This window comes from Lentibacillus cibarius (assembly GCF_005887555.1).
Lineage (GTDB): Bacteria > Bacillota > Bacilli > Bacillales > Amphibacillaceae > Lentibacillus > Lentibacillus cibarius.
Genome location: NZ_VCIA01000001.1, coordinates 2,158,660 through 2,177,012 on the forward strand (window position 1 = coordinate 2,158,660; position 18,353 = coordinate 2,177,012).

The window sequence follows — 18,353 nt, forward strand, 5'->3', positions numbered from 1 at the left end:
ATTCATCCTTTCGTTTTAGGGGTTGTTGTTGAACATGCACTCTTAGCATGATTAATAAATTGCTTGATCTTCGCGTGATCTTTTTGTCCATTTGTTTCGACACCGCTCGATACATCGACTCCGGCCGGTTTTGCGATGGAAATGGCTGATTGTACGTTTTCAGGGGTCAGCCCGCCTGCCAGAATGATTTTATTCGGATCAAGGTAGGTATCCGTTAATTGGTTCCAGTCAAAGGTTGTTCCATTGCCACCGCGGTATGGTCCAGTCCCGCTGTCAAGCAGATAATAATCACACGGATATGCTGCGATTGCTTCCGGGGAGGCCTGTGTCATGGCAAAGGCCTTGATGACCGGATATGCAAGCTCCTCAGCAAAGGCTGGGGGCTCATCACCGTGCAGCTGAATGATATCTAATCCAACTTCCTCGGCAATGCGGGTGATCGCTTCTTTCGTTTCGTTCACAAAAACGCCAACCTTTTTCACTGTAGAAGGGAGAGCGGCACTTATGTCGGCTGCTTGTTCTGGTGTCAGCTGCCGCTTGCTTGGCGCGAATACCAATCCAATGAAATCAGCGCCGGAACGAACAGCTTCTTGTGCTGCTTCCACGGTGGTGTTTCCGCAAATTTTAACGAGCATTGGATTGTTCCCCTTTCACTAATGGGACTTTAAAATCGTTAAACAGGGCAGGGGCGTTTTCGGAACGCATCAATGTTTCCCCAACAAGGATGCCATCCGCGCCACTTGCTGCCAATTGCAATACATCGTCACGTGTTTTAATTCCGCTTTCACTAATAAGGACTGTATCAGGATTGGTCACCATCGACGCTAAACGTTCGGTAATGGTTAAGTCTACATCGAACGTTTTTAAATTCCGATTGTTAATGCCGATGATGGCTGCATCCAGTTCGATGGCTGTTTCCATTTCTTGCTCGTTATGCACTTCGCAAAGGACTTCTAATCCCTGTTCATTTGCATAGTTGTAAAGTGTTTTTAATTTAGATGGTGACATGGCGGCGACAATTAATAGAATGATAGATGCGCCTGCCGCCTTCGCCCGGTCGATTTGAATCGGATCAATGACAAAATCCTTGCAAAGAATGGGCAAATCTACCGCCTCGCGAACGTCAGCCAAATCATCCATCGATCCGTTGAAAAATGTTTCATCGGTTAAAACAGATATGGCTCCGGCTCCGCACGCCTCATATAATTTCGCTTGTTTTACCGGATCCACTCCCAGATCGATGTCCCCTTTGGAAGGAGAGGACCGTTTGATTTCGGCGATGACATTCATCTGTTCTGTTTGTTTAAACGATTGCGCCACTTTAGCAACATCTTTCCGTTCAACAGGAGTGTCGTTGAATGATTGTGCTTTTAACTGGGCAATTTCTTTTTCCTTTTGTTGCAGAATGTTATCTAAAATAGTCATTTATATCGCCTCACTCGAAATTTTATTACTATAGGCCACAAGCCGCTGTAGTTTTTCCATTGCTGCACCACTATCAATACTTTCTTTAGCCTTTGCGATACCATCTTGAATGGAGACCGCTGCACCATTAGCAAACAGACCCAATCCGGCATTAAGAAGTACTGTATCGTAATAAGCACCCGGCTTGCCGTTTAAGACATCACGTAAAATAGCAGCATTTTCCTCTATATTACCGCCCTGGATTGCCTCATTAGGATATACGGGCAAGCCCACATCATGCGGATGTAATGTGAATGATGTGATGTTTCCGTTGTCGAGCAATGTGATATGATTGTCACCGGCAAGTGACGCTTCATCCATGTATTCTGCCCCGTTAATGACCAGCGCCCGCTTTCGTCCTAACTGATGTAATGTCTCGGCCAACAATGGCAGCATATCGCGGCGATAAACCCCTAAAAGTTGGGTATCTAGATGCACTGGATTGGTGAGTGGACCAATCAGATTAAAGATGGTCGGGATACCCAGGTTTTTCCGAACCCCCATAAACCGCTTCATTCCGGGATGCACATGTGGCGCAAACAGAAAGGCGATATTATTTTCATCAAGTATTTCCTTTACATGCTCTTTCGAGAAAGATAACGAGACGCCTAAACGTTCCAACACATCAGCGCTTCCCGTTCGGCTGGAGATGCTGCGATTACCGTGCTTGGCAACGGTGACGCCTGCTCCCGCCAGAACGAATGCGGCAGTTGTACTGATGTTGAAACTTTGCGAGCCATCGCCACCCGTTCCACAGTTATCCATAACATTCACTAGACTGTCCGTTGTTTGGCTGGACTGTGAACGAATAACTGCTGCCAGACCGGCAATTTCCTCAGGTGTTTCCCCTTTCGTCCGCAACGCTGTTAAAAAGGAAGCAAGTTGACTTTCAGTAATATGCGGCTCAAACGACGTTGCTGTCACATCTTTCATCTCCTGGAATGTCAAGTTTTCCCGGTTCATCAATTTTTCAAGATACTGTTTCATGGTCAATCTCCTTTCCAATTTCTGTTAAAAAGTTGTTAATCATGTTTCGGCCGGATGCCGTACCAATGGACTCCGGATGAAACTGTATGCCGTAGACAGGGTATTGCCGGTGTTTCATTGCCATTATTTCGTTATCGTCAAGTGATGACGAAACTACTTTTAGTTCACCCGGCAGTGTCATTCGGTCAATCGCCAGAGAGTGATACCGCATCACCTCAAGCGGCTGCGGAAGATAACTGAAAAGTCCATTTCCGTTATGTGTGATCGATGATGTTTTGCCATGTTTAATGGTTTTGGCTTCCGTGACTGAGGCGCCAAGGGCATGTGCGATAATTTGATGTCCCAGACAAATCCCGAGAATAGGAATGTTGCTGTAAAACTCCTTCACGATCTCCGTGCAGATACCAGCTTTCTCCGGTGTTCCCGGCCCCGGGGAAAGGATAATTGCTTCCGGGTTTAATGCTGCAATATCCTCGACAGTCAGCTGGTCATTTCGGCGGACGGTTACCTCCATTCCTTCACCGGCAATATATTGAAAGATGTTGTACGTAAATGAATCATAATTATCAATGAGTAAAATCAATGTTCGTCACCTCCATTAATGATCGTGCCTTATGCAATGTTTCGTTATATTCGGTCTCCGCGTCTGAATCGTAGACAATGCCAGCACCAGCTTGTAAATAGGCATGATTATCTTTGACAACGAGTGATCGAATGGTTAGTGCCATATTCAGGTCGCCGTTATAATTGATATAGCCGACACCGCCTGCATAAGCACCACGTTTGGCATCTTCCAATTCATTAATGATTTGCATGGCCCGAATCTTTGGTGCACCAGATACGGTCCCAGCAGGCAAGCAGGCAATCAGTGCATCGATGCTTGAAAACCGGCTGGCTAATTTCCCGTGTACCTCGGAAACCATGTGCATCACGTGCTGATACTTTTCTATTTGCATATAAGCAGGAACAGAAACGCTATTCACTCACAAACACGGCCAAGGTCATTTCGGCTTAAATCAACGAGCATTCGATGTTCGGACAATTCCTTTTCATCAGCAAGAAGTTCTTTGGATAGTGCTTCATCCTCCGCTTTTGTTTCCCCGCGAGGCCGCGTACCGGCAATCGGATTAGCAATAATGTCCTGGCCCGTCGTTTTCAGTAAACTTTCCGGTGACGCACCTAAAAGCACATAATCGTCAAAATCAATATAAAACATGTAGGGGGATGGATTCGCTTTTCGTAATTTCCGATAGAACGTAAACGGATGACCATGCATGGCAGCTTTCATTCGCTGGGATAAAACAACCTGATAGATATCCCCCTGTTGAATATGTTCTTTCGCTATTTCCACATTCCTTATGAATCGTTGTTTATCCATGTCAGGCTGGAACGTTATCGGTTCATCAGCGGGCGGATGGTTCGCTGCAACTGTGTCTAGAGCTTTGCTTAAGTTTGCCAACCGTTGATCTAATACCTGTTCAGGCTGCTGATCCAGGTTTGTTGCAATGAGGAACACCGATTCATCCTGATGGTCAAAGACAATGATGTTTTTATAAAGCATTAAATGTACATCAGGCATGCCAATGTTGTCCGGTAAATCCGCGCCAATGTTCTCATAGGACCTGATCGCGTCATAGCCAATATAGCCTACCGCTCCTCCAAAGAATGGAAGGGGGATATCAACGTCCAATGAGGGGAATTCCTTTTGAAAAACGGACAAAACAGGCTCATTTCGCTTTTCTACCGATTCTGTTTGCCTGTTTACCACCGTTGTTTTATCTTGGCCGCCGGTAAATTCTAAGTAGGGGTCAGCTCCGATAAAGGAATACTTGCCTTTTTCCTCATGCTGAAACGAACTCTCTAGTAAAAACTTTTTCGTCCCGGGGAGGTTTTGAAATATCCCAATCGGGGTTAAGGTGTCGGCGTTTTGTTTGATCAGTTTATAGGGAAGTGGTTTTGTTTTTGTTTCCATTTTGCAAAACTCCTTTTTGTGAAGATAAAAAAAGTCCTCTAAAAACACATGCGGAATGTGTTTTTAGAGGACGGTTGTGACCGCGGTGCCACCTCTTTTGGAGAAGTCATATCTCCATCTCGTTTTCAGATACGGGATGGAAAGGTTGGTGTTACTCGACCTTACATCCTATATCCTATCCGTATAACGGCGGAACTCCGTGTTTCCATACTGTTCTTTCAGGAAACCTCTCGTAAGTCCATTCAGCAATCATCCACGTACCGGTATCACACCACCACCGGCTCTCTTTGACGCTTCAAGAAAGCTTACTTCTCTTACTCGGCGATTTTCGCTATTCAAGGTTGTTCAAAAAGTCCGTTTATCCTCCTTTTTGAACACGTATTATTTATTTATTGACTGTTTGGTATAACTGATTTGCTAAATTTCGAGCTGTTATTATGTTGAACAGCCGGTTTTTCCCATACAAAAAGGGCTCCCTCATCCTTTGAAAAGGACGGGAAGCCCGTGGTGCCACCTTTATTAGCTGAAAAACAGCTCACTCTGGCCATATGAAACTTCTTGCATGTATCATATGTATCCCTTGTAACGATGGGATCTAATCGCCAGAGCCTACTGCAATTATTGGTTCGGTCCGGAAGCTCGGAAGTCCATTCACCTGTCATATACACCGGTTCACACCTGCCACCGGCTCTCTTTAGCATACAAACAGGATACTACTCTTCGTCAGCGCTCTTGTTTTTTAAGATGTTAATCACTATAATAATCTTGCTTTAACGAGATGTCAATACCTTTTTATTCAGATTTGAATAAAAATTTAACTTGTTACAATAAACCGACCTGACTACCACAGTAATATTAAGTATTTCTTGTCATGTGAAAATTTTTCTGTTTCAAACAAGCCTTTTTATGCTATGTTATACATATATATCTGAAAAGGGGTTCTAAGATGCCAAAGAAAACGGTTGGAATTATTTTTGGCGGGAAGTCTGCTGAACACGAAGTTTCGCTGCAATCGGCTAAAAACATAGTCGATGCCATTGATAAAGACAAATATGAGGTTGTGTTGATTGGAATTGACAAACAAGGGAAGTGGCATATCAATGACCAATCGTCTTATTTGATTAATGCTGACGATCCGAAATTGATTAAACTGAACAAGTCGAATGAAACGGTAGCCATTGTTCCGGGACAGACAGACCATCAACTCATTCATGCGGGAAACGCTGGTTTACTTGAACAGCTGGATGCTGTTTTCCCGATTGTACATGGAACATTAGGAGAAGATGGTAGTTTGCAGGGAATGCTGCGTCTTGCCAATCTTCCATTTGTCGGGACTGGTGTGCTCGGATCAGCCATCTGCATGGATAAGGATATTGCCAAGCGACTGCTTCAGGCTGCGGGGTTGAATGTCGCTAAAGGATTGGCTTATTCACGTGCCCAAAAACAGGACATTGATTTTGCAAAGGTCAAAGCAGAATTAGGCTTGCCAATGTTTATCAAACCGGCGAACCAGGGGTCTTCAGTCGGTGTAAGTAAAGTGTCGGAAAAAGATGCATTTGATCAAGCGTTGGAAGAAGCCTTTCAGTATGATCAAAAAGTAGTCATAGAGGAGGCTCTAAACGGTCGTGAGATTGAGTGTGCGGTGCTGGGAAATGAAAATCCAGAAGCATCCGTACCGGGAGAGATTTTGCCGCAGACGGAATTCTATTCGTATGAATCCAAGTATATTGATGAATCAGGCGCACGACTGGAGATGCCGGCTGATTTATCGGATGAATCTGCTCAAAAAGTGCAAAAGACTGCTCTAAAGGCATTTCAAGTACTGGAATGTGAAGGACTAGCACGGGTGGACTTCTTTCTGAGCGACAACGGGGAAGTCTATGTGAATGAGGTTAATACACTGCCAGGGTTCACCCGCATCAGCATGTACCCGAAACTGTGGGAGTTAAGCGGCACCTCCTATCCGGAATTGATTGATCAGTTAATCGAACTAGCCATCGAGCGGCATGAACGGAATAGCCAGCTAAAAAGCGCCGTCTGGGACGAATAATTTTGCTTGTAGGAAAAGGACTGAGCTTAGCAGGATAAAAATAAGCTAAATAGCATACCAACTATTATAGTAACTGGTATGCCGTTTTGTTTACTGAATTAACATTATATAAATGTGCGAGGGTTTTCTTTCAATCGGCTCGTTGGTTTTATAGTTTAATGCCGGTAAAGCAAAGGGGTAATGCCTTTTGTGTAAAATATAGATAACAGGCTTGAAGTCTATTAAAAGAAAAGCACATTGAATGGGATTTAATGTGCTTTTCGGTAGTATCTCATATTAGAAAATTACTTTGTTATTATTCAGGCATAACAGCTGTAAATTCTTCAATAGTATCAGGGGTATTTTTGCCTTCTTTTCCTTTGAAAAGATCGATATTAACGGTCACATCCATGCAGCCAAGGTACTTTCCATTTTCATCACGTACTGCCATGAACTTTTGGTAAATTTGACCGGCCTCACCGGAGCGTTTAGGGAACCAAAATTCCCATTCGTCGCGTGCTCCTGAATGAAAGTCTTTCAACAATTTATCAACATAGTGCTCCACGTGTGGGTGAAGCTCAAGCACAGGGCGACCAATTGCTTCTTTACGGCGACCATGCACACGGTTTGGATTATTTGAATACCAGCGGAAAATATCGTCAGCATCACAAAAGCCCATTTCAAATGGTAAGAGTTTGATGATTGAATCCAAGGTGCTTGCTTTAATCGCACCCGTTTCAAAATTAATGACGGCTTCCGGACTAACTAAATCCGACAATTTTTCTTCAGACATATAAAAATCTCCTTTATGAGAATATAGTAATATACATATTAGAGGCAAAAAAGCCTCCTACACATATTATAAACCTGTTATTACTATTTTGCCTGTGTACTTTTTGTGAAAACTAGGCTAAGTGGCAAATAAAAGTCTTGCAATTGCTGGTCTTCATAGGTTATTTAAACCTTTCAACCGCCAAATGAGCCGGGCGTGAGCTGACGCACAGGACGTTGTGACATAAGTCAATCGGTCCTTTTTGTCCCTTCTTTAATTTAAAGTTACCCCTTGAATCTGGAAAACTTATCTTCAACCGGGATACGTGCCTTTTTGATGGGCTTTTCGTCAAAATAGCCGAGGTGTAGAAAACCGACAATTTTTTCATCTTCACCGACGTCCAGTATTTCTTTCACTGTTGGATCATAAATATGTCTATTGGTTTTCCAGACAACCCCGAGTTTTCGTTCCCACGCAAGCAGCCAGAAGTTTTGAATCATACATGCCGTTGCTCCGAAGTTTTCATCCCATTGTTTTTGACTGTCTGGCTCATCCATAACGACAATCAAGAATGCATTTGGCTCGCGAAAATATTGGCGGCGGTCTTCCTGCCGATCTTCCGGATACGTGGCAGCAACTTTGTCGGCAAAGTTTTCTTTTTGTTCCGGCCCGATAAAAATGAATCGCCAGGGTTGACGGACGCCGTGTGTAGGGGCCCAGATGGCATCTTCTAGCAGTTCTTTCACGGTTTCCTCAGTAACTGGTTTATCATTATATCCCTTTTTGACCGAACGCCGATTGCGAATTGTCTGTTGAAGTGCTGTTGGCGTTTTGACAGAATCCAAATTATGTCATCCTCCTTAAGACGTATGTTTATGTACAAAGCTAAGAAAGTATAAAATTTAGCGATATAACTTTTACTTGCAAGGTTAAGCCACGTCCGGCTCCAGCTCCCAGCGACTAGCGCGACTTCCTTCACCTCCGTCCGATAAGTCAACATCGACTCCGTGACGTAAGAAGGCCGACTAAGAACGGGCTGCGCCCAACGTCGGCATACCCCATAAAGGGGCATGTTTCCTTTATCTCCTCCGGCTAGTAGGGAAGATCGGCTAAATCCGCCGCGATGCGCGGCAACGCCGACCCACCTGCGACACGCAGGCGCAGTCCGTACGTCGCTACGACGCACAGGACGTGCTAGTGCAGGCGTTGCGACAGGACGTCGCGTTTTTAGCCTGCAAGGGCGCTTGCGCCTTTGTTCATGATTGATAACTGTTTTCAATTAATTGTTATTGTAGCTGATAAAACGGTAAAAGGCAATTACATGCGGTAACACAAACATTGTAATGGAGCACAGGTGACACCAGTAACACATGAACAGCCGTTTTTGTTACACTAGGGACAGAATGCAGCTAAAAAAATAGGAAAGGGTGTTGTATATGGATCAATTTATGGAACGCGCGGTGGAATTAGCTGTAGAGAACGTTCGTAATGGTGGTGAACCATTTGGTGCAGTTCTAGTGAAAAACGGCAAGCAAGTGACAGAAGGTGTGAATGAGCTGCATAATCGCTTTGACATTACAGCCCACGCCGAAATTCAGGCGATGCGCAAAGCACAGAAAATGATGCATACGCATGAACTGAAAGGGTATACGATGTATGCCAGTGGCGAGCCGTGTCCTATGTGTTTAACGGCGATGTACTATGCAGGGTTGGACAATGTGTACTATTGTTCTTCGTTGGACGAACTTATAGAAGCAGGTCTAGGCAAGGCTGAAACTGTTTATGAGGAATTAAAGAAACCGAAAAGTGAGCGTCGGCTTGAAATGACCCACGTGCCTTTGCAGGATGGCCAGGAAGACCCGGTGGCATTGTGGAGAGAACGTTCCGAATAAAACGCCTGCGAAAAGGAGCATTTTGATGAATCCTTTCATTGAAACAGCATTGCAACAAGCGGGTGATGATTCCCCGCTTAGGCAAAAAAAACGCGTTACCGGTGGGTCCATCAATGCAAGTTATTTTGTGGAAACTGCTCAAGCTAGCTATTTTATTAAATATCAGCCGGATGCACCGGCAAGATTTTTTGAATTGGAAGCAAAAGGGCTGGAGTTGATCAGGCAGACGGATTCAATTTCCGTGCCAAAGGTTTATACTTACTCGGATAAGGAAAATAATGCATTTCTTGTGATGGAATGGATCGATGGAGAACGTTCCCGAGATACGGAATGGAAATTAGGAGACCGTGTAGCATGCATGCATCAGACATTTGCTGAAAAACACGGGTTTACCGTTGATACGTTTATCGGCACACTACCCCAGCCGAATGGTTTATTTGTAAGCTGGTTGGACTATTATCGCGACCGGCGGCTAACTGCACAGCTCGAGCTTGGTATTGAACGAGGCAGTATTACCGGGAAACGGCGTGACCGTCTGGAAAAGTTACTGGAAAACCTTGATAGGTGGGTCCCGGATGATGTGGCACCTTCCCATTTGCATGGGGATTTGTGGGGAGGCAATTGGCTTAGTGGCCCCGGTGGTGATCCATATGTGATTGACCCGTCTTTCCTTTACGGGGACAGGCATTTTGAACTGGCTTTCACCGAATTGTTTGGTGGTTACTCCGTTGACTTTTATAAGGCTTATCAGGATCGGTTTCCATTGTCACCGGATTACGAGGATGTAAAGCCGTTATATCAACTGTATTATTTGCTCGTGCATCTAAATATTTTCGGGGAAGTGTATGGTTCCGCTGTAGATACGATCTTAAAAAGGTACAGCGGCTGATGTGTTTGACACGATTTTGTCACAAATCTAGCCAGGATTGTGCTACATGTCACAAGTACTCCCTGCCCTTTATCGTGTAAGATGGAGGTACATGAATGAAATGGTGGGATAAACAATGACATTTTATGAACTGCTTGTTTTTGTCCATATTTTTTCAGCGATATTGGGAATGGGTCCTGGCTTTGTGATGATTTATATTGTGACAAAAGCGGAGACAATGACTGAATTACGGCACGCATATGATATCCGCAACCGTCTGCATATTTTTGTGATGGTTGGCGGGACGTTGCTTTTGATAACTGGGTTATGGATGGGTTTTTTAAATTCGTATCTTTTCAGTCAAGGCTGGTATGTAACGAGTCTGGCATTATATCTTATCGCATTGGGATTGGGTCCGATCATGCTGTCACCAAAATCCAAGCCGGTAAAAGCATTACTAAAGGAGCATCAGGGTGAAGTTATCCCTCCTGAATATTATACACTTTCCAGGAAGCTATTTTTCTATGAGCGGCTGGAAAATATGCTATTCTTAATTATTATTGCGCTGATGATTTTGAAGCCGTTTTAGTTAGATATCGAGGGTGGCAAGGAACATCACCGGTAGAGCAGGTGGCTGATTAATAGAGAAACAGCGGGGGCAATACGTTTGGGTGCCCTCGCTGTTTGTGTTTAGACGGGTATTTCAGTTTTCCGGCCAATAATGCAGTATAACGGAACCAATGATGACCGTTAAGGGCTGGACATCAACGGAAAAGGGCTGGACATCAACGGAATAGAGCGAGATATCAACGGAATAGAGTGGGACATCAACGGAATAGGACCGGACATCAACGGAAAAGGGCTGGACATCAGCGGAATAGGGCGAGACATCAACGGAATAGAGCGAGACATCAACGGAAAAGGGCTGGACATCAGCGGAATAAAGCAGGACATCAACCTGTGAGCTTGAAATTAGCAACTCGAAAGCAGGGAACATGTATCCGAGGGACAGCGAAAAGGCGCACATGTTAGAAATGTGCGCCTGCATTATGCCTCTCCCAAATATTCTTCCAGTGTTATTCCCTGTTCCATGATGGTTGTTGCGGCTTTTTTGCCGACATACCGCAAATGCCATGGTTCGTATTGATATTCGGTAATGGCGTCTTTGCCTTCTGGATAGCGGATGATAAAGCCATATTCGGCGGCATGCTGTTTAATCCACTTTCCTTCGTCCGTTTGTCCGAATTCTTTAATTAACCGATAATTAACATCCGGGCTGGTGACATCCATCGTCAAGCCGGTCTGATGTTCACTTTCTCCCGGCCTTGCACTGAATTTATTGGCCGCCTCTTCACCGTTCTTGCGGACATTGGAAGCGAAAATGGCATCCTGTCTTTCATATGACCTGTAGCCGGATTGAGCGAATAGTTCTAGTCCGGCACTGTTAGCAGCTTGAAACATATCTTCCATTGCTTTGGCAGCTACTTTCCGCATTTGTTTTTTTGGCAGGAAATCCTCAAACGGAAAACGGACATCCGGAACAGTCAGGTTGCGTGGAACAAAATCACTTGGCAACCTGTTTTCTTTATTGACTAATGCCAGGATATCATGCGGGTTGTCAACAGTATCCGGCGGCTTGTTATCAGGTTGATCGAGAACAGCTCCGGCTTTGATAGCTTGATGTTCATCCAGAATCTTCTGCAATGCTTTACGGGTTGACTCATTATAAACACCAGTAGCTATCAATGCTTGCTGTTGTAGTTGAAAATCAGTAATCGCCCATGTTGTTATGTCGTCATATGTACCGTTGCGTTCGATGGAATAGCCGACTTTGTTCAAAGCTTTTTGCAGTGTTTTGACTGCTTGACCCTGGTCGGTTTTTTGTAGGTGCTCTTCAGGTAGTCGGATATGATCAGTTTCTGCTTCAGGCGTTTTCTTTTGCTGGTTATCTGTTTTATCTACTGGTGCATGTGCTACCGTTTCTTTAGTTTCCGGATTATCACCATCACAGGCTGTTGCCACAAGCGTGATAGCAAGCAGCATAAAGGTAGCGAATAGGTTCTTTTGGAACATTTTTTTCTCTCCTATGTGTGTATACTCTTTGATTTATCATATCACTGCATGAATGCTGTGGTCTATGCCCAGGCACGCAATTTTTTATAGGCTTACAGCATAAGGTTGGGAATGTGTGAATCGGACACGTACTACCATTTATATGCATGGTAAAAATAAGAGAGCCGGATTCGTTAGTGTGAACCCGGCTGTCAATTGTTTATATTTAACTCTCGGATTCTGCTTCAAACAAACGACAAATTTCGACGATAACGTTGGTCGCCTTTTCCATATTATTGACTGAAATATATTCATACTTCCCGTGAAAATTTTCGCCACCAGTGAAAATATTCGGTGTCGGCAGCCCTTTATAAGAGAGCTGTGAACCGTCTGTTCCGCCACGGACCGGTTTAATAAGTGGTTTGATATCCAGGTTTTCCATTGCCTGGTACGCGATGTCTACGATTTCTTTTACTGGTTCTATTTTTTCGCGCATGTTGTAATATTGGTCGTTCATGTCGATTTCGGCAGTACCCTCACCATGTGTGGCGTTGATTTCATCGATGCATTTGCGCATCATCTCTTTCCGTGCTTCAAAATTATCTTTGTCAAAGTCACGGATGATGTAGGTCAGTTGCGTCTTTTCAACATTCCCATTCACTGAAATTAAGTGATAAAACCCTTCATATTTTTCCGTGTTTTCAGGTGTTTCCTTCTCAGGTAATTTATTAATGAATTCGGCTGCGATTGTCCCCGCGTTTACCATCTTGTCCTTGGCGGTGCCGGGGTGGACACTATTACCGTTGATGGTTATTTTGGCAGCGGCAGCGTTAAAGCTTTCATACTGTAATTCGCCCAAAGGACCACCATCCATGGTGTAGGCGTACTTAGCCTGGAAACGATCCACATCGAATTTATGCGGGCCACGACCTATTTCTTCATCAGGGGTGAAGGCGACTCGGATGGTTCCGTGTTTGATTTCCGGGTGATTGATTAAGTAGTCCATTGCGGTCATGATTTCTGTAATACCGGCCTTATCATCAGCTCCGAGCAGGGTCGTCCCATCCGTTGTAATTAGTGTATGTCCCTCATAGTTAGGAAGCTCCGGGAATTCATCAGCTGACAACACGACATTCTTTTCCTGATTTAGTACAATATCGTTCCCATCGAAGTTTTCCACAATCTGCGGGTTTACGTTTTTACCGGTGAAATCTGTTGCCGTATCAACGTGGGACAAAAATCCGATTGTCGGAACATCTTTTTCCGTATTGGCTGGAAGTGTTGCCATTAAATAGCCATTTTCATCCATTGATACGTCTTCCATACCGATGGATTTTAGTTCTTCCGCAAGCTGCTTGGCCAGCTCCATTTGGCCGGGTGTGGACGGAGTTGTTTCGCTGGATTCATCTGATTGGGTGTCAATAGTAACATAATTGGTGAATCGCTTGATTAATTCGTTTTTCATTATGTATTCATCTCCTTTCCTTTTATTTTACCACTTTCGTTTACCAAGGGGGAAGGATAAGCAGGTCTGTTCATTGGCTTATCTATCGGTTAAAATAAAGGAAACGAAATTTCTGATAAACGTTAATTAAAGTAGGAGGGGTTTTTATGTCCGTTGTGGTGAGTCCGACTTGGCTGAAAGAACAGCTGGCGCATCATGCTGACAAGACAGTTGTCGTTGATACACGTTTTAAGCTGACAGACGAGGATGCTGGGAGGAAAGCATATTTAGAAGGGCACATACCGCATGCCGTTTACCTTGATTTGAATAAAGATCTATCCGCAAAGCCAGCTAAACATGGGGGCAATCATCCATTGCCTGATATGGATATGTTTACTGCTAAAATCGCCAATATCGGGATTGATCAGGAGACAACGGTGGTCATTTATGATCAGCAGAATGACATGTTCGCCGCACGTTTGTGGTGGCTGTTGTATTATGTAGGCCACGACCATGTTTACTTGCTTGATGGTGGTTTTGATGCCTGGGTGGAACAGGGTTATGAAGTGACAACGGAAGTGCCGAAACTGGAACGAGCAAATTTTACACCGCAGTATCGAGAAAACGAAGCAGTGGATATCGAGGAAGTAAAGAAAAAGCTGACGGATGGATCAGCGACATTAATTGATTCAAGGTCCAAGGAAAGATACCTTGGTAAAACCGAGCCGATGTATGCCAAAGCAGGCCACATCCCCGGTGCAAAGCATTTCTTCTGGAAAGATGTTTTTAACAAGGATGGGAAGTGGAAAGATACCAAGGAGCTAGAGGCGCATTTTGGATCACTGGACAAAGAAGATGAAATCATTGTTTCATGTGGCTCAGGTGTATCTGCTTGCCCTAACGTACTTGCCCTGAAATCGGCTGGCTTCCGGAATGTAAAGCTATACCCAGGAAGCTTCAGTGATTGGATCTCCTATGAGGAAAATGACGTGGAGACGAAGGGAGAATGACCGATGATTGTAAACGCTGTGGCTGGGTGACGGATGATCCAATTTATATAGACTATCATGATCGTGAGTGGGGCAGGCCGGTTCATGATGATCGGAAATTATTTGAAATGCTATCACTTGAAGGCGCTCAGGCTGGTCTGAGCTGGATTACCATTCTAAAACGCCGGGATGGTTACCGGAAAGCATTTGACTATTTTGACCCGAAAAAGGTCAGTGCCTATGATGAGCATAAAGTGGATCAACTGCTGCAAGATGCCGGTATCATCCGAAACAGACGCAAAATTGAGTCTGTCATTAAAAACGCCCATGCTTTTTTAAACATACAAGAGGAATTTGGCAGTTTTGATACGTATATCTGGCAATTCACTGGTGGGGAGCCGATATTAAACGACTGGGATACGTATGCGGACGTACCAGCATATACGAAAGAATCGAAGCACATGAGCAAAGATTTAAAAAAACGCGGGTTTACCTTTGTTGGGCCAACGATTTGCTATGCGTTCATGCAAGCAACAGGAATGGTTAATGATCATACGAAAGATTGTCTCTTATATCACGGTAAAACGGATAAACAGCTCTGAAGCTGTTTGATGACATGCTATTGCCTGCGTTTTTCCTCTGAGGTCTTGAAGCGAACGCTATCTTTCTAGTACAATACGAGATTGTGTTCGTTTTTGACGGAAAAGGAGGCCAACAATGGTACAGTATGCATTTTTGGAAGATACAAGGAGTAAAGATGACATAAAGCAGGAACTTGATACCCTGGAAATACAGCTTTACCGAATGCAGGAAAACATCCGAAAAATTGCCCGAAATGCAGAAGTAATTGGTATCGATCAAACGAATCAAGACGAGTGGGTTATTGTTTACGCATATAGGGATGCAAACTTGTGTCAACTCATGCTGCATAATTGTTCGAAGCCGTACAAAGGTGATTGGCAGACGGCCATTCAAGCGGAATATAAAGATGGTCAAAGGCTCCATATTGCGGACATTAAAGGTGTGCAGAATAAAGGATATGGGTCAGTGCTCATCAAGCATTTAAAAGAAGAAGTACGAAAAGATAACATCCCGTTTATTACAGGTGACATTGTCAAACGTGACTTCGATCATGTGGAACGATTAAAACATTTTTATAACAAGCATTCTTTTGATGTCAACATTGATCATCAAGCACAATGTGGTGACATTGTTTGGAACGGTGATTAGAACGGGCTATTTTCCTTTAATAGGAAACAGCCCGTATTTTTTCAAATTAATTTCGGTGCCTTGCGGTGTTGTGTTGCCTGTTCATATGCATATGCCATTTCAATTAGTTTTGCTTCGGTAAAGGCTTGCCCTGTGAATGTTACGCCAACGGGTTTGCCGGCAGATGTAGAGCCTGCCGGAACAGTTATGGACGGATAACCCGCTTTGGCTGCAATGCTTGCCCCATAGTTATTGACAAAAATGAGTGCATCCAATTGATGCTCGTTCATGGCTTGATCAATGCCTTCTGCCTGTGACTGCTTTATATCATTTAAACGGGCGTTAATGTATTCCGCCTCAACTAAATTCCCGCTTGTTCGGTCGGCTTGTTCAAGGATTGTTTGCCCGTAAGTTAGTGCCTCTTTCTTATGGTTTTTGTTAAACTGGATAACATCCTGCAATGCGTGAACTGGGACATTTGACGATACGTTCGTTAAATAAGCATTGATGCCATTTTTGAATTCATGAAGCATGACATTCATGTTGTTTACATTTGTTGGTAACTGAACTTGGTCTATGATGGTCGCACCAAGTTTTTTCATATCCGCTAAAGCAGCATTGATGATGGCTGTTTCTTCTTCATCAAGCCCTTCCATATAAGCCCGCGGTACGCCGATCTGCACATGGTTTAATCCATTTTTACGTAGTGATGCCGTATAGTCGATTGAACCATTATCAGGTGAAATCAGTGTTACTGAATCGTTATCATCAACACCGGCTAGCACGTTCAGCATAATAGCTGCGTCTTCCACGGTACAGGTCATTGGCCCGGCGGTGTCTTGGCTATTTGAAATGGGGATAATTCCTGAGCGGCTCAATAGGCCGACAGTAGGTTTTATACCGACAATAGAATTGCTGCTTGCCGGGCTCAGAATGGATCCGCTCGTTTCCGTGCCAAGTGCGCCAGCAGCAAACCCGGCAGCCATACCAGCACCAGATCCTGCACTCGACCCACCAGTGTCAAACTCCCCAGGCCCATACGGATTCAAAACCTGCCCTCCTAACGAACTGTACCCATTTGGCATGCCTATAGTCATAAAGTTAGCCCACTCAGTCAGATTGGTTTTTCCCAGGATGATTGCACCAGCTGCACGGAGTTTTTGAACAATAGATGCATCTTCTTTTGCATAATTATTTTCCAACGCTAGGGAGCCGGCTGTTGTATGTGTTTTATCCCCGGTCTCAATATTATCCTTTACTAAGATAGGGATGCCGTGAAGCGGGCCTCGTGCACCTTTTTGCTCTCTTTCTGCATCAAGGGCTTCGGCGATATGTATTGCTTCAGGATTAATTTCCAGTACGGCGTTAATCTGATCATTAAAGTCAGCAATTTGCTTGAAGTAATGCATCGTCAGTTGTTTCGCTGATAGATTGCCAGTTTCCATTTCGTGCTGATATTCGGTGATGGTTGTTTGTGTGAGTGCGACATCCATTGTAAAGCCTCCCTTTTAAAATCTCATCCTATCAGGGTCCTATTTGTACTTTACATCATTATACCACGAATATTAGGAATATTGTATAATCCAATAATTGTCATTAACTTTAAGGAAAGGTCAATTATTTTATCCACAAAAGTCATTGTGATAAACTAAATTTCACCATAGCAAGAAAGGAAGTTTTGCTCATGCAATATGTAACATTGAACAACGGACTGGAAATGCCGCAGCTCGGTTTTGGTGTTTGGCAAGTACCGGATGAGGAAGCGGAACCGGCTGTGGCCAAAGCGATTGAAACAGGCTACCGCTCGATTGATACGGCCAAAGTATATGAAAATGAACATGGCGTTGGCCGCGCGATTGCGAAAAGTGGGGTTGCTCGTGAGGAACTATTTATCACGACGAAAGTGTGGAATAGTGACCAGGGCTATGACGCGACATTGAAGGCCTTTGATGCGAGTCTAGAACGCCTAGGTCTGGATTACGTTGATTTGTATTTAATCCATTGGCCTACTCCGGAGTTTGACGACTATGTCGATACATATAAGGCGATGGAAAAGCTGTATCATGACGGTCGTGTGAAGGCAATTGGTGTCTGCAACTTCAACACGGAGCATGTACAGCGTTTGCTTGATGAATGTGATGTCGTACCGGTGCTGAATCAGGTAGAGTGCCATCCATATTTACAGCAAAATGACTTGAAAGCATTCTGTGCAAAGCATAATATTTTTGTAGAGGCGTGGAGTCCGCTCATGACAGGCGGTGAGGTGTTACAGGACAATGTGATCACCAAGATCGCTGCCAATCATGGTAAAACACCAGCACAAGTGATTATTCGCTGGCACCTGCAGTCCAATGCGATTGTCATTCCAAAGTCCGTGACACCATCGCGAATTGAGGAAAACTTTGATGTGTTTGATTTTGAACTGAGTGCCGATGAGATGCAGCAAATTGGTAGCCTTGACCGTAATCAGCGCAAAGGACCGGAGCCGAGTGAAATGAATAAACGTTAAAATTGGAACCGGATGAGGAGTAAGGACTTCCATCCGGTTTTGCAGTGCCTGGGTTGAAAATGTTGTCGCCATTTTGACTACGGATAACGCTTTTAGGTGGAAACGCCAAAGTTAACGTCAAAAACGCCAAAGTTCGGTTCAAAAACGCCAAAGTTCAACATAAAAA

The 18,353-nt window shown here is 44.2% G+C and carries 18 protein-coding genes, 1 pseudogene and 2 other annotated features; of the genes and pseudogenes, 8 read left to right on the top strand and 11 right to left on the bottom strand.

The genetic code is table 11. The annotated features are described in order from the left end of the window. Positions 1 to 2: 2 nt before the first annotated feature. The 5 genes and pseudogenes from FFL34_RS10460 to trpE form a co-directional block, all read right to left on the bottom strand. The gene (locus tag FFL34_RS10460; RefSeq protein WP_138603394.1) at positions 3 to 635 is read right to left on the bottom strand and encodes a phosphoribosylanthranilate isomerase; all 633 of its coding nucleotides are present in this window, start codon (positions 633 to 635) and stop codon (positions 3 to 5) included. Further along, positions 625 to 1,425: an indole-3-glycerol phosphate synthase TrpC gene (gene trpC, locus FFL34_RS10465; protein ID WP_138603395.1), complete on the bottom strand. Its 801-nt coding sequence runs from the start codon at positions 1,423 to 1,425 to the stop codon at positions 625 to 627. The genes FFL34_RS10460 and trpC overlap by 11 nt, the downstream gene beginning before the upstream one ends. Then, positions 1,426 to 2,451, bottom strand: coding sequence for an anthranilate phosphoribosyltransferase (gene trpD / locus FFL34_RS10470; protein ID WP_138603396.1), 1,026 nt, complete (start codon positions 2,449 to 2,451; stop codon positions 1,426 to 1,428). It lies immediately after the preceding gene. Beyond that, positions 2,435 to 3,034 (bottom strand): anthranilate synthase component II, encoded by a 600-nt coding sequence (locus FFL34_RS10475; protein ID WP_138603397.1) that lies wholly within the window; start codon positions 3,032 to 3,034, stop codon positions 2,435 to 2,437. Before FFL34_RS10475 ends, trpD begins: the two co-directional genes overlap by 17 nt. Then, positions 3,018 to 4,423 (bottom strand): annotated as a pseudogene (gene trpE / locus FFL34_RS10480) (anthranilate synthase component I). Before trpE ends, FFL34_RS10475 begins: the two are co-directional and overlap by 17 nt. A 63-nt stretch (positions 4,424 to 4,486) precedes the next feature. After that, positions 4,487 to 4,754: a binding site (T-box leader), on the bottom strand. 155 nt (positions 4,755 to 4,909) lie between these two features. Beyond that, positions 4,910 to 5,159, bottom strand: a binding site (T-box leader). A 210-nt stretch (positions 5,160 to 5,369) separates the two neighbouring features. Here trpE and ddlA point away from each other — a divergent pair. Beyond that, positions 5,370 to 6,473, top strand: a complete 1,104-nt coding sequence (ddlA, locus tag FFL34_RS10490) for a D-alanine--D-alanine ligase (RefSeq protein ID WP_138603399.1) — start codon at positions 5,370 to 5,372, stop codon at positions 6,471 to 6,473. Positions 6,474 to 6,768: 295 nt separating this feature from the next. On the opposite strand, the gene FFL34_RS10495 is transcribed toward ddlA, so the two are convergent. Further along, positions 6,769 to 7,245 carry a PAS domain-containing protein gene (locus tag FFL34_RS10495; RefSeq protein ID WP_138603400.1) on the bottom strand — a complete coding sequence of 159 codons (477 nt, stop codon included), beginning with the start codon at positions 7,243 to 7,245 and terminating at the stop codon, positions 6,769 to 6,771. 263 nt (positions 7,246 to 7,508) lie between these two features. Further along, positions 7,509 to 8,069, bottom strand: coding sequence for a nitroreductase family protein (locus FFL34_RS10500; protein WP_138603401.1), 561 nt, complete (start codon positions 8,067 to 8,069; stop codon positions 7,509 to 7,511). A gap of 591 nt (positions 8,070 to 8,660) precedes the next feature. Here FFL34_RS10500 and FFL34_RS10505 point away from each other — a divergent pair. The 3 genes from FFL34_RS10505 to FFL34_RS10515 all read left to right on the top strand — a co-directional run bounded on the left by FFL34_RS10505 (position 8,661) and on the right by FFL34_RS10515 (position 10,573). Continuing rightward, positions 8,661 to 9,116 (top strand): nucleoside deaminase, encoded by a 456-nt coding sequence (locus tag FFL34_RS10505; protein WP_138603402.1) that lies wholly within the window; start codon positions 8,661 to 8,663, stop codon positions 9,114 to 9,116. Between the two features lie 25 nt (positions 9,117 to 9,141). Next, positions 9,142 to 10,005, top strand: a complete 864-nt coding sequence (locus tag FFL34_RS10510; RefSeq protein WP_138603403.1) for a fructosamine kinase family protein — start codon at positions 9,142 to 9,144, stop codon at positions 10,003 to 10,005. A gap of 115 nt (positions 10,006 to 10,120) precedes the next feature. After that, the gene (locus tag FFL34_RS10515) at positions 10,121 to 10,573 is read left to right on the top strand and encodes a DUF2269 family protein (RefSeq protein WP_138603404.1); all 453 of its coding nucleotides are present in this window, start codon (positions 10,121 to 10,123) and stop codon (positions 10,571 to 10,573) included. A 114-nt stretch (positions 10,574 to 10,687) separates the two neighbouring features. Here FFL34_RS10515 and FFL34_RS10520 read toward each other — a convergent pair whose 3' ends face one another. The 3 genes from FFL34_RS10520 to pepT form a co-directional block, all read right to left on the bottom strand. Then, entirely contained in the window at positions 10,688 to 11,032 is a 345-nt protein-coding gene (locus tag FFL34_RS10520) for a hypothetical protein (RefSeq protein ID WP_138603405.1), read from the bottom strand. Continuing rightward, positions 11,032 to 12,057 (bottom strand): D-alanyl-D-alanine carboxypeptidase family protein, encoded by a 1,026-nt coding sequence (locus FFL34_RS10525; RefSeq protein ID WP_138603406.1) that lies wholly within the window; start codon positions 12,055 to 12,057, stop codon positions 11,032 to 11,034. Before FFL34_RS10525 ends, FFL34_RS10520 begins: the two co-directional genes overlap by 1 nt. A 205-nt stretch (positions 12,058 to 12,262) precedes the next feature. Further along, on the bottom strand, positions 12,263 to 13,501 hold the full coding sequence (gene pepT / locus FFL34_RS10530; RefSeq protein ID WP_138603407.1) for a peptidase T: 1,239 nt from the start codon (positions 13,499 to 13,501) through the stop codon (positions 12,263 to 12,265). Positions 13,502 to 13,647: 146 nt separating this feature from the next. On the opposite strand from pepT, the gene FFL34_RS10535 reads away from it, so the two are divergent. The 3 genes from FFL34_RS10535 to FFL34_RS10545 all read left to right on the top strand — a co-directional run bounded on the left by FFL34_RS10535 (position 13,648) and on the right by FFL34_RS10545 (position 15,699). Next, entirely contained in the window at positions 13,648 to 14,490 is an 843-nt protein-coding gene (locus FFL34_RS10535) for a sulfurtransferase (RefSeq protein ID WP_138603408.1), read from the top strand. After that, positions 14,487 to 15,071 (top strand): DNA-3-methyladenine glycosylase I, encoded by a 585-nt coding sequence (locus tag FFL34_RS10540; RefSeq protein ID WP_138603409.1) that lies wholly within the window; start codon positions 14,487 to 14,489, stop codon positions 15,069 to 15,071. Before FFL34_RS10535 ends, FFL34_RS10540 begins: the two co-directional genes overlap by 4 nt. A gap of 115 nt (positions 15,072 to 15,186) precedes the next feature. Continuing rightward, positions 15,187 to 15,699: a hypothetical protein gene (locus FFL34_RS10545; protein WP_138603410.1), complete on the top strand. Its 513-nt coding sequence runs from the start codon at positions 15,187 to 15,189 to the stop codon at positions 15,697 to 15,699. 41 nt (positions 15,700 to 15,740) lie between these two features. Here FFL34_RS10545 and FFL34_RS10550 read toward each other — a convergent pair whose 3' ends face one another. Beyond that, positions 15,741 to 17,171 (bottom strand): amidase family protein, encoded by a 1,431-nt coding sequence (locus tag FFL34_RS10550; RefSeq protein WP_138603411.1) that lies wholly within the window; start codon positions 17,169 to 17,171, stop codon positions 15,741 to 15,743. Between the two features lie 191 nt (positions 17,172 to 17,362). Between FFL34_RS10550 and FFL34_RS10555 the strand changes: the two genes are divergently transcribed. Beyond that, positions 17,363 to 18,187: an aldo/keto reductase gene (locus FFL34_RS10555; protein ID WP_138603412.1), complete on the top strand. Its 825-nt coding sequence runs from the start codon at positions 17,363 to 17,365 to the stop codon at positions 18,185 to 18,187. Positions 18,188 to 18,353: the final 166 nt, after the last annotated feature.

What these genes read in the sequence shown, in the direction of transcription:
- FFL34_RS10460 (WP_138603394.1), bottom strand. Translation starts at nt 635, where the DNA reads ATGCTCGTTAAAATTTGCGGAAACACCACCGTGGAAGCAGCACAAGAA.
- trpC (WP_138603395.1), bottom strand. Translation starts at nt 1,425, where the DNA reads ATGACTATTTTAGATAACATTCTGCAACAAAAGGAAAAAGAAATTGCC.
- trpD (WP_138603396.1), bottom strand. Translation starts at nt 2,451, where the DNA reads ATGAAACAGTATCTTGAAAAATTGATGAACCGGGAAAACTTGACATTC.
- ddlA (WP_138603399.1), top strand. Translation starts at nt 5,370, where the DNA reads ATGCCAAAGAAAACGGTTGGAATTATTTTTGGCGGGAAGTCTGCTGAA.
- FFL34_RS10495 (WP_138603400.1), bottom strand. Translation starts at nt 7,245, where the DNA reads ATGTCTGAAGAAAAATTGTCGGATTTAGTTAGTCCGGAAGCCGTCATT.
- FFL34_RS10505 (WP_138603402.1), top strand. Translation starts at nt 8,661, where the DNA reads ATGGATCAATTTATGGAACGCGCGGTGGAATTAGCTGTAGAGAACGTT.
- FFL34_RS10510 (WP_138603403.1), top strand. Translation starts at nt 9,142, where the DNA reads ATGAATCCTTTCATTGAAACAGCATTGCAACAAGCGGGTGATGATTCC.
- FFL34_RS10515 (WP_138603404.1), top strand. Translation starts at nt 10,121, where the DNA reads ATGACATTTTATGAACTGCTTGTTTTTGTCCATATTTTTTCAGCGATA.
- FFL34_RS10520 (WP_138603405.1), bottom strand. Translation starts at nt 11,032, where the DNA reads ATGCAGGCGCACATTTCTAACATGTGCGCCTTTTCGCTGTCCCTCGGA.
- FFL34_RS10525 (WP_138603406.1), bottom strand. Translation starts at nt 12,057, where the DNA reads ATGTTCCAAAAGAACCTATTCGCTACCTTTATGCTGCTTGCTATCACG.
- pepT (WP_138603407.1), bottom strand. Translation starts at nt 13,501, where the DNA reads ATGAAAAACGAATTAATCAAGCGATTCACCAATTATGTTACTATTGAC.
- FFL34_RS10535 (WP_138603408.1), top strand. Translation starts at nt 13,648, where the DNA reads ATGTCCGTTGTGGTGAGTCCGACTTGGCTGAAAGAACAGCTGGCGCAT.
- FFL34_RS10540 (WP_138603409.1), top strand. Translation starts at nt 14,487, where the DNA reads ATGACCGATGATTGTAAACGCTGTGGCTGGGTGACGGATGATCCAATT.
- FFL34_RS10545 (WP_138603410.1), top strand. Translation starts at nt 15,187, where the DNA reads ATGGTACAGTATGCATTTTTGGAAGATACAAGGAGTAAAGATGACATA.
- FFL34_RS10550 (WP_138603411.1), bottom strand. Translation starts at nt 17,171, where the DNA reads ATGGATGTCGCACTCACACAAACAACCATCACCGAATATCAGCACGAA.
- FFL34_RS10555 (WP_138603412.1), top strand. Translation starts at nt 17,363, where the DNA reads ATGCAATATGTAACATTGAACAACGGACTGGAAATGCCGCAGCTCGGT.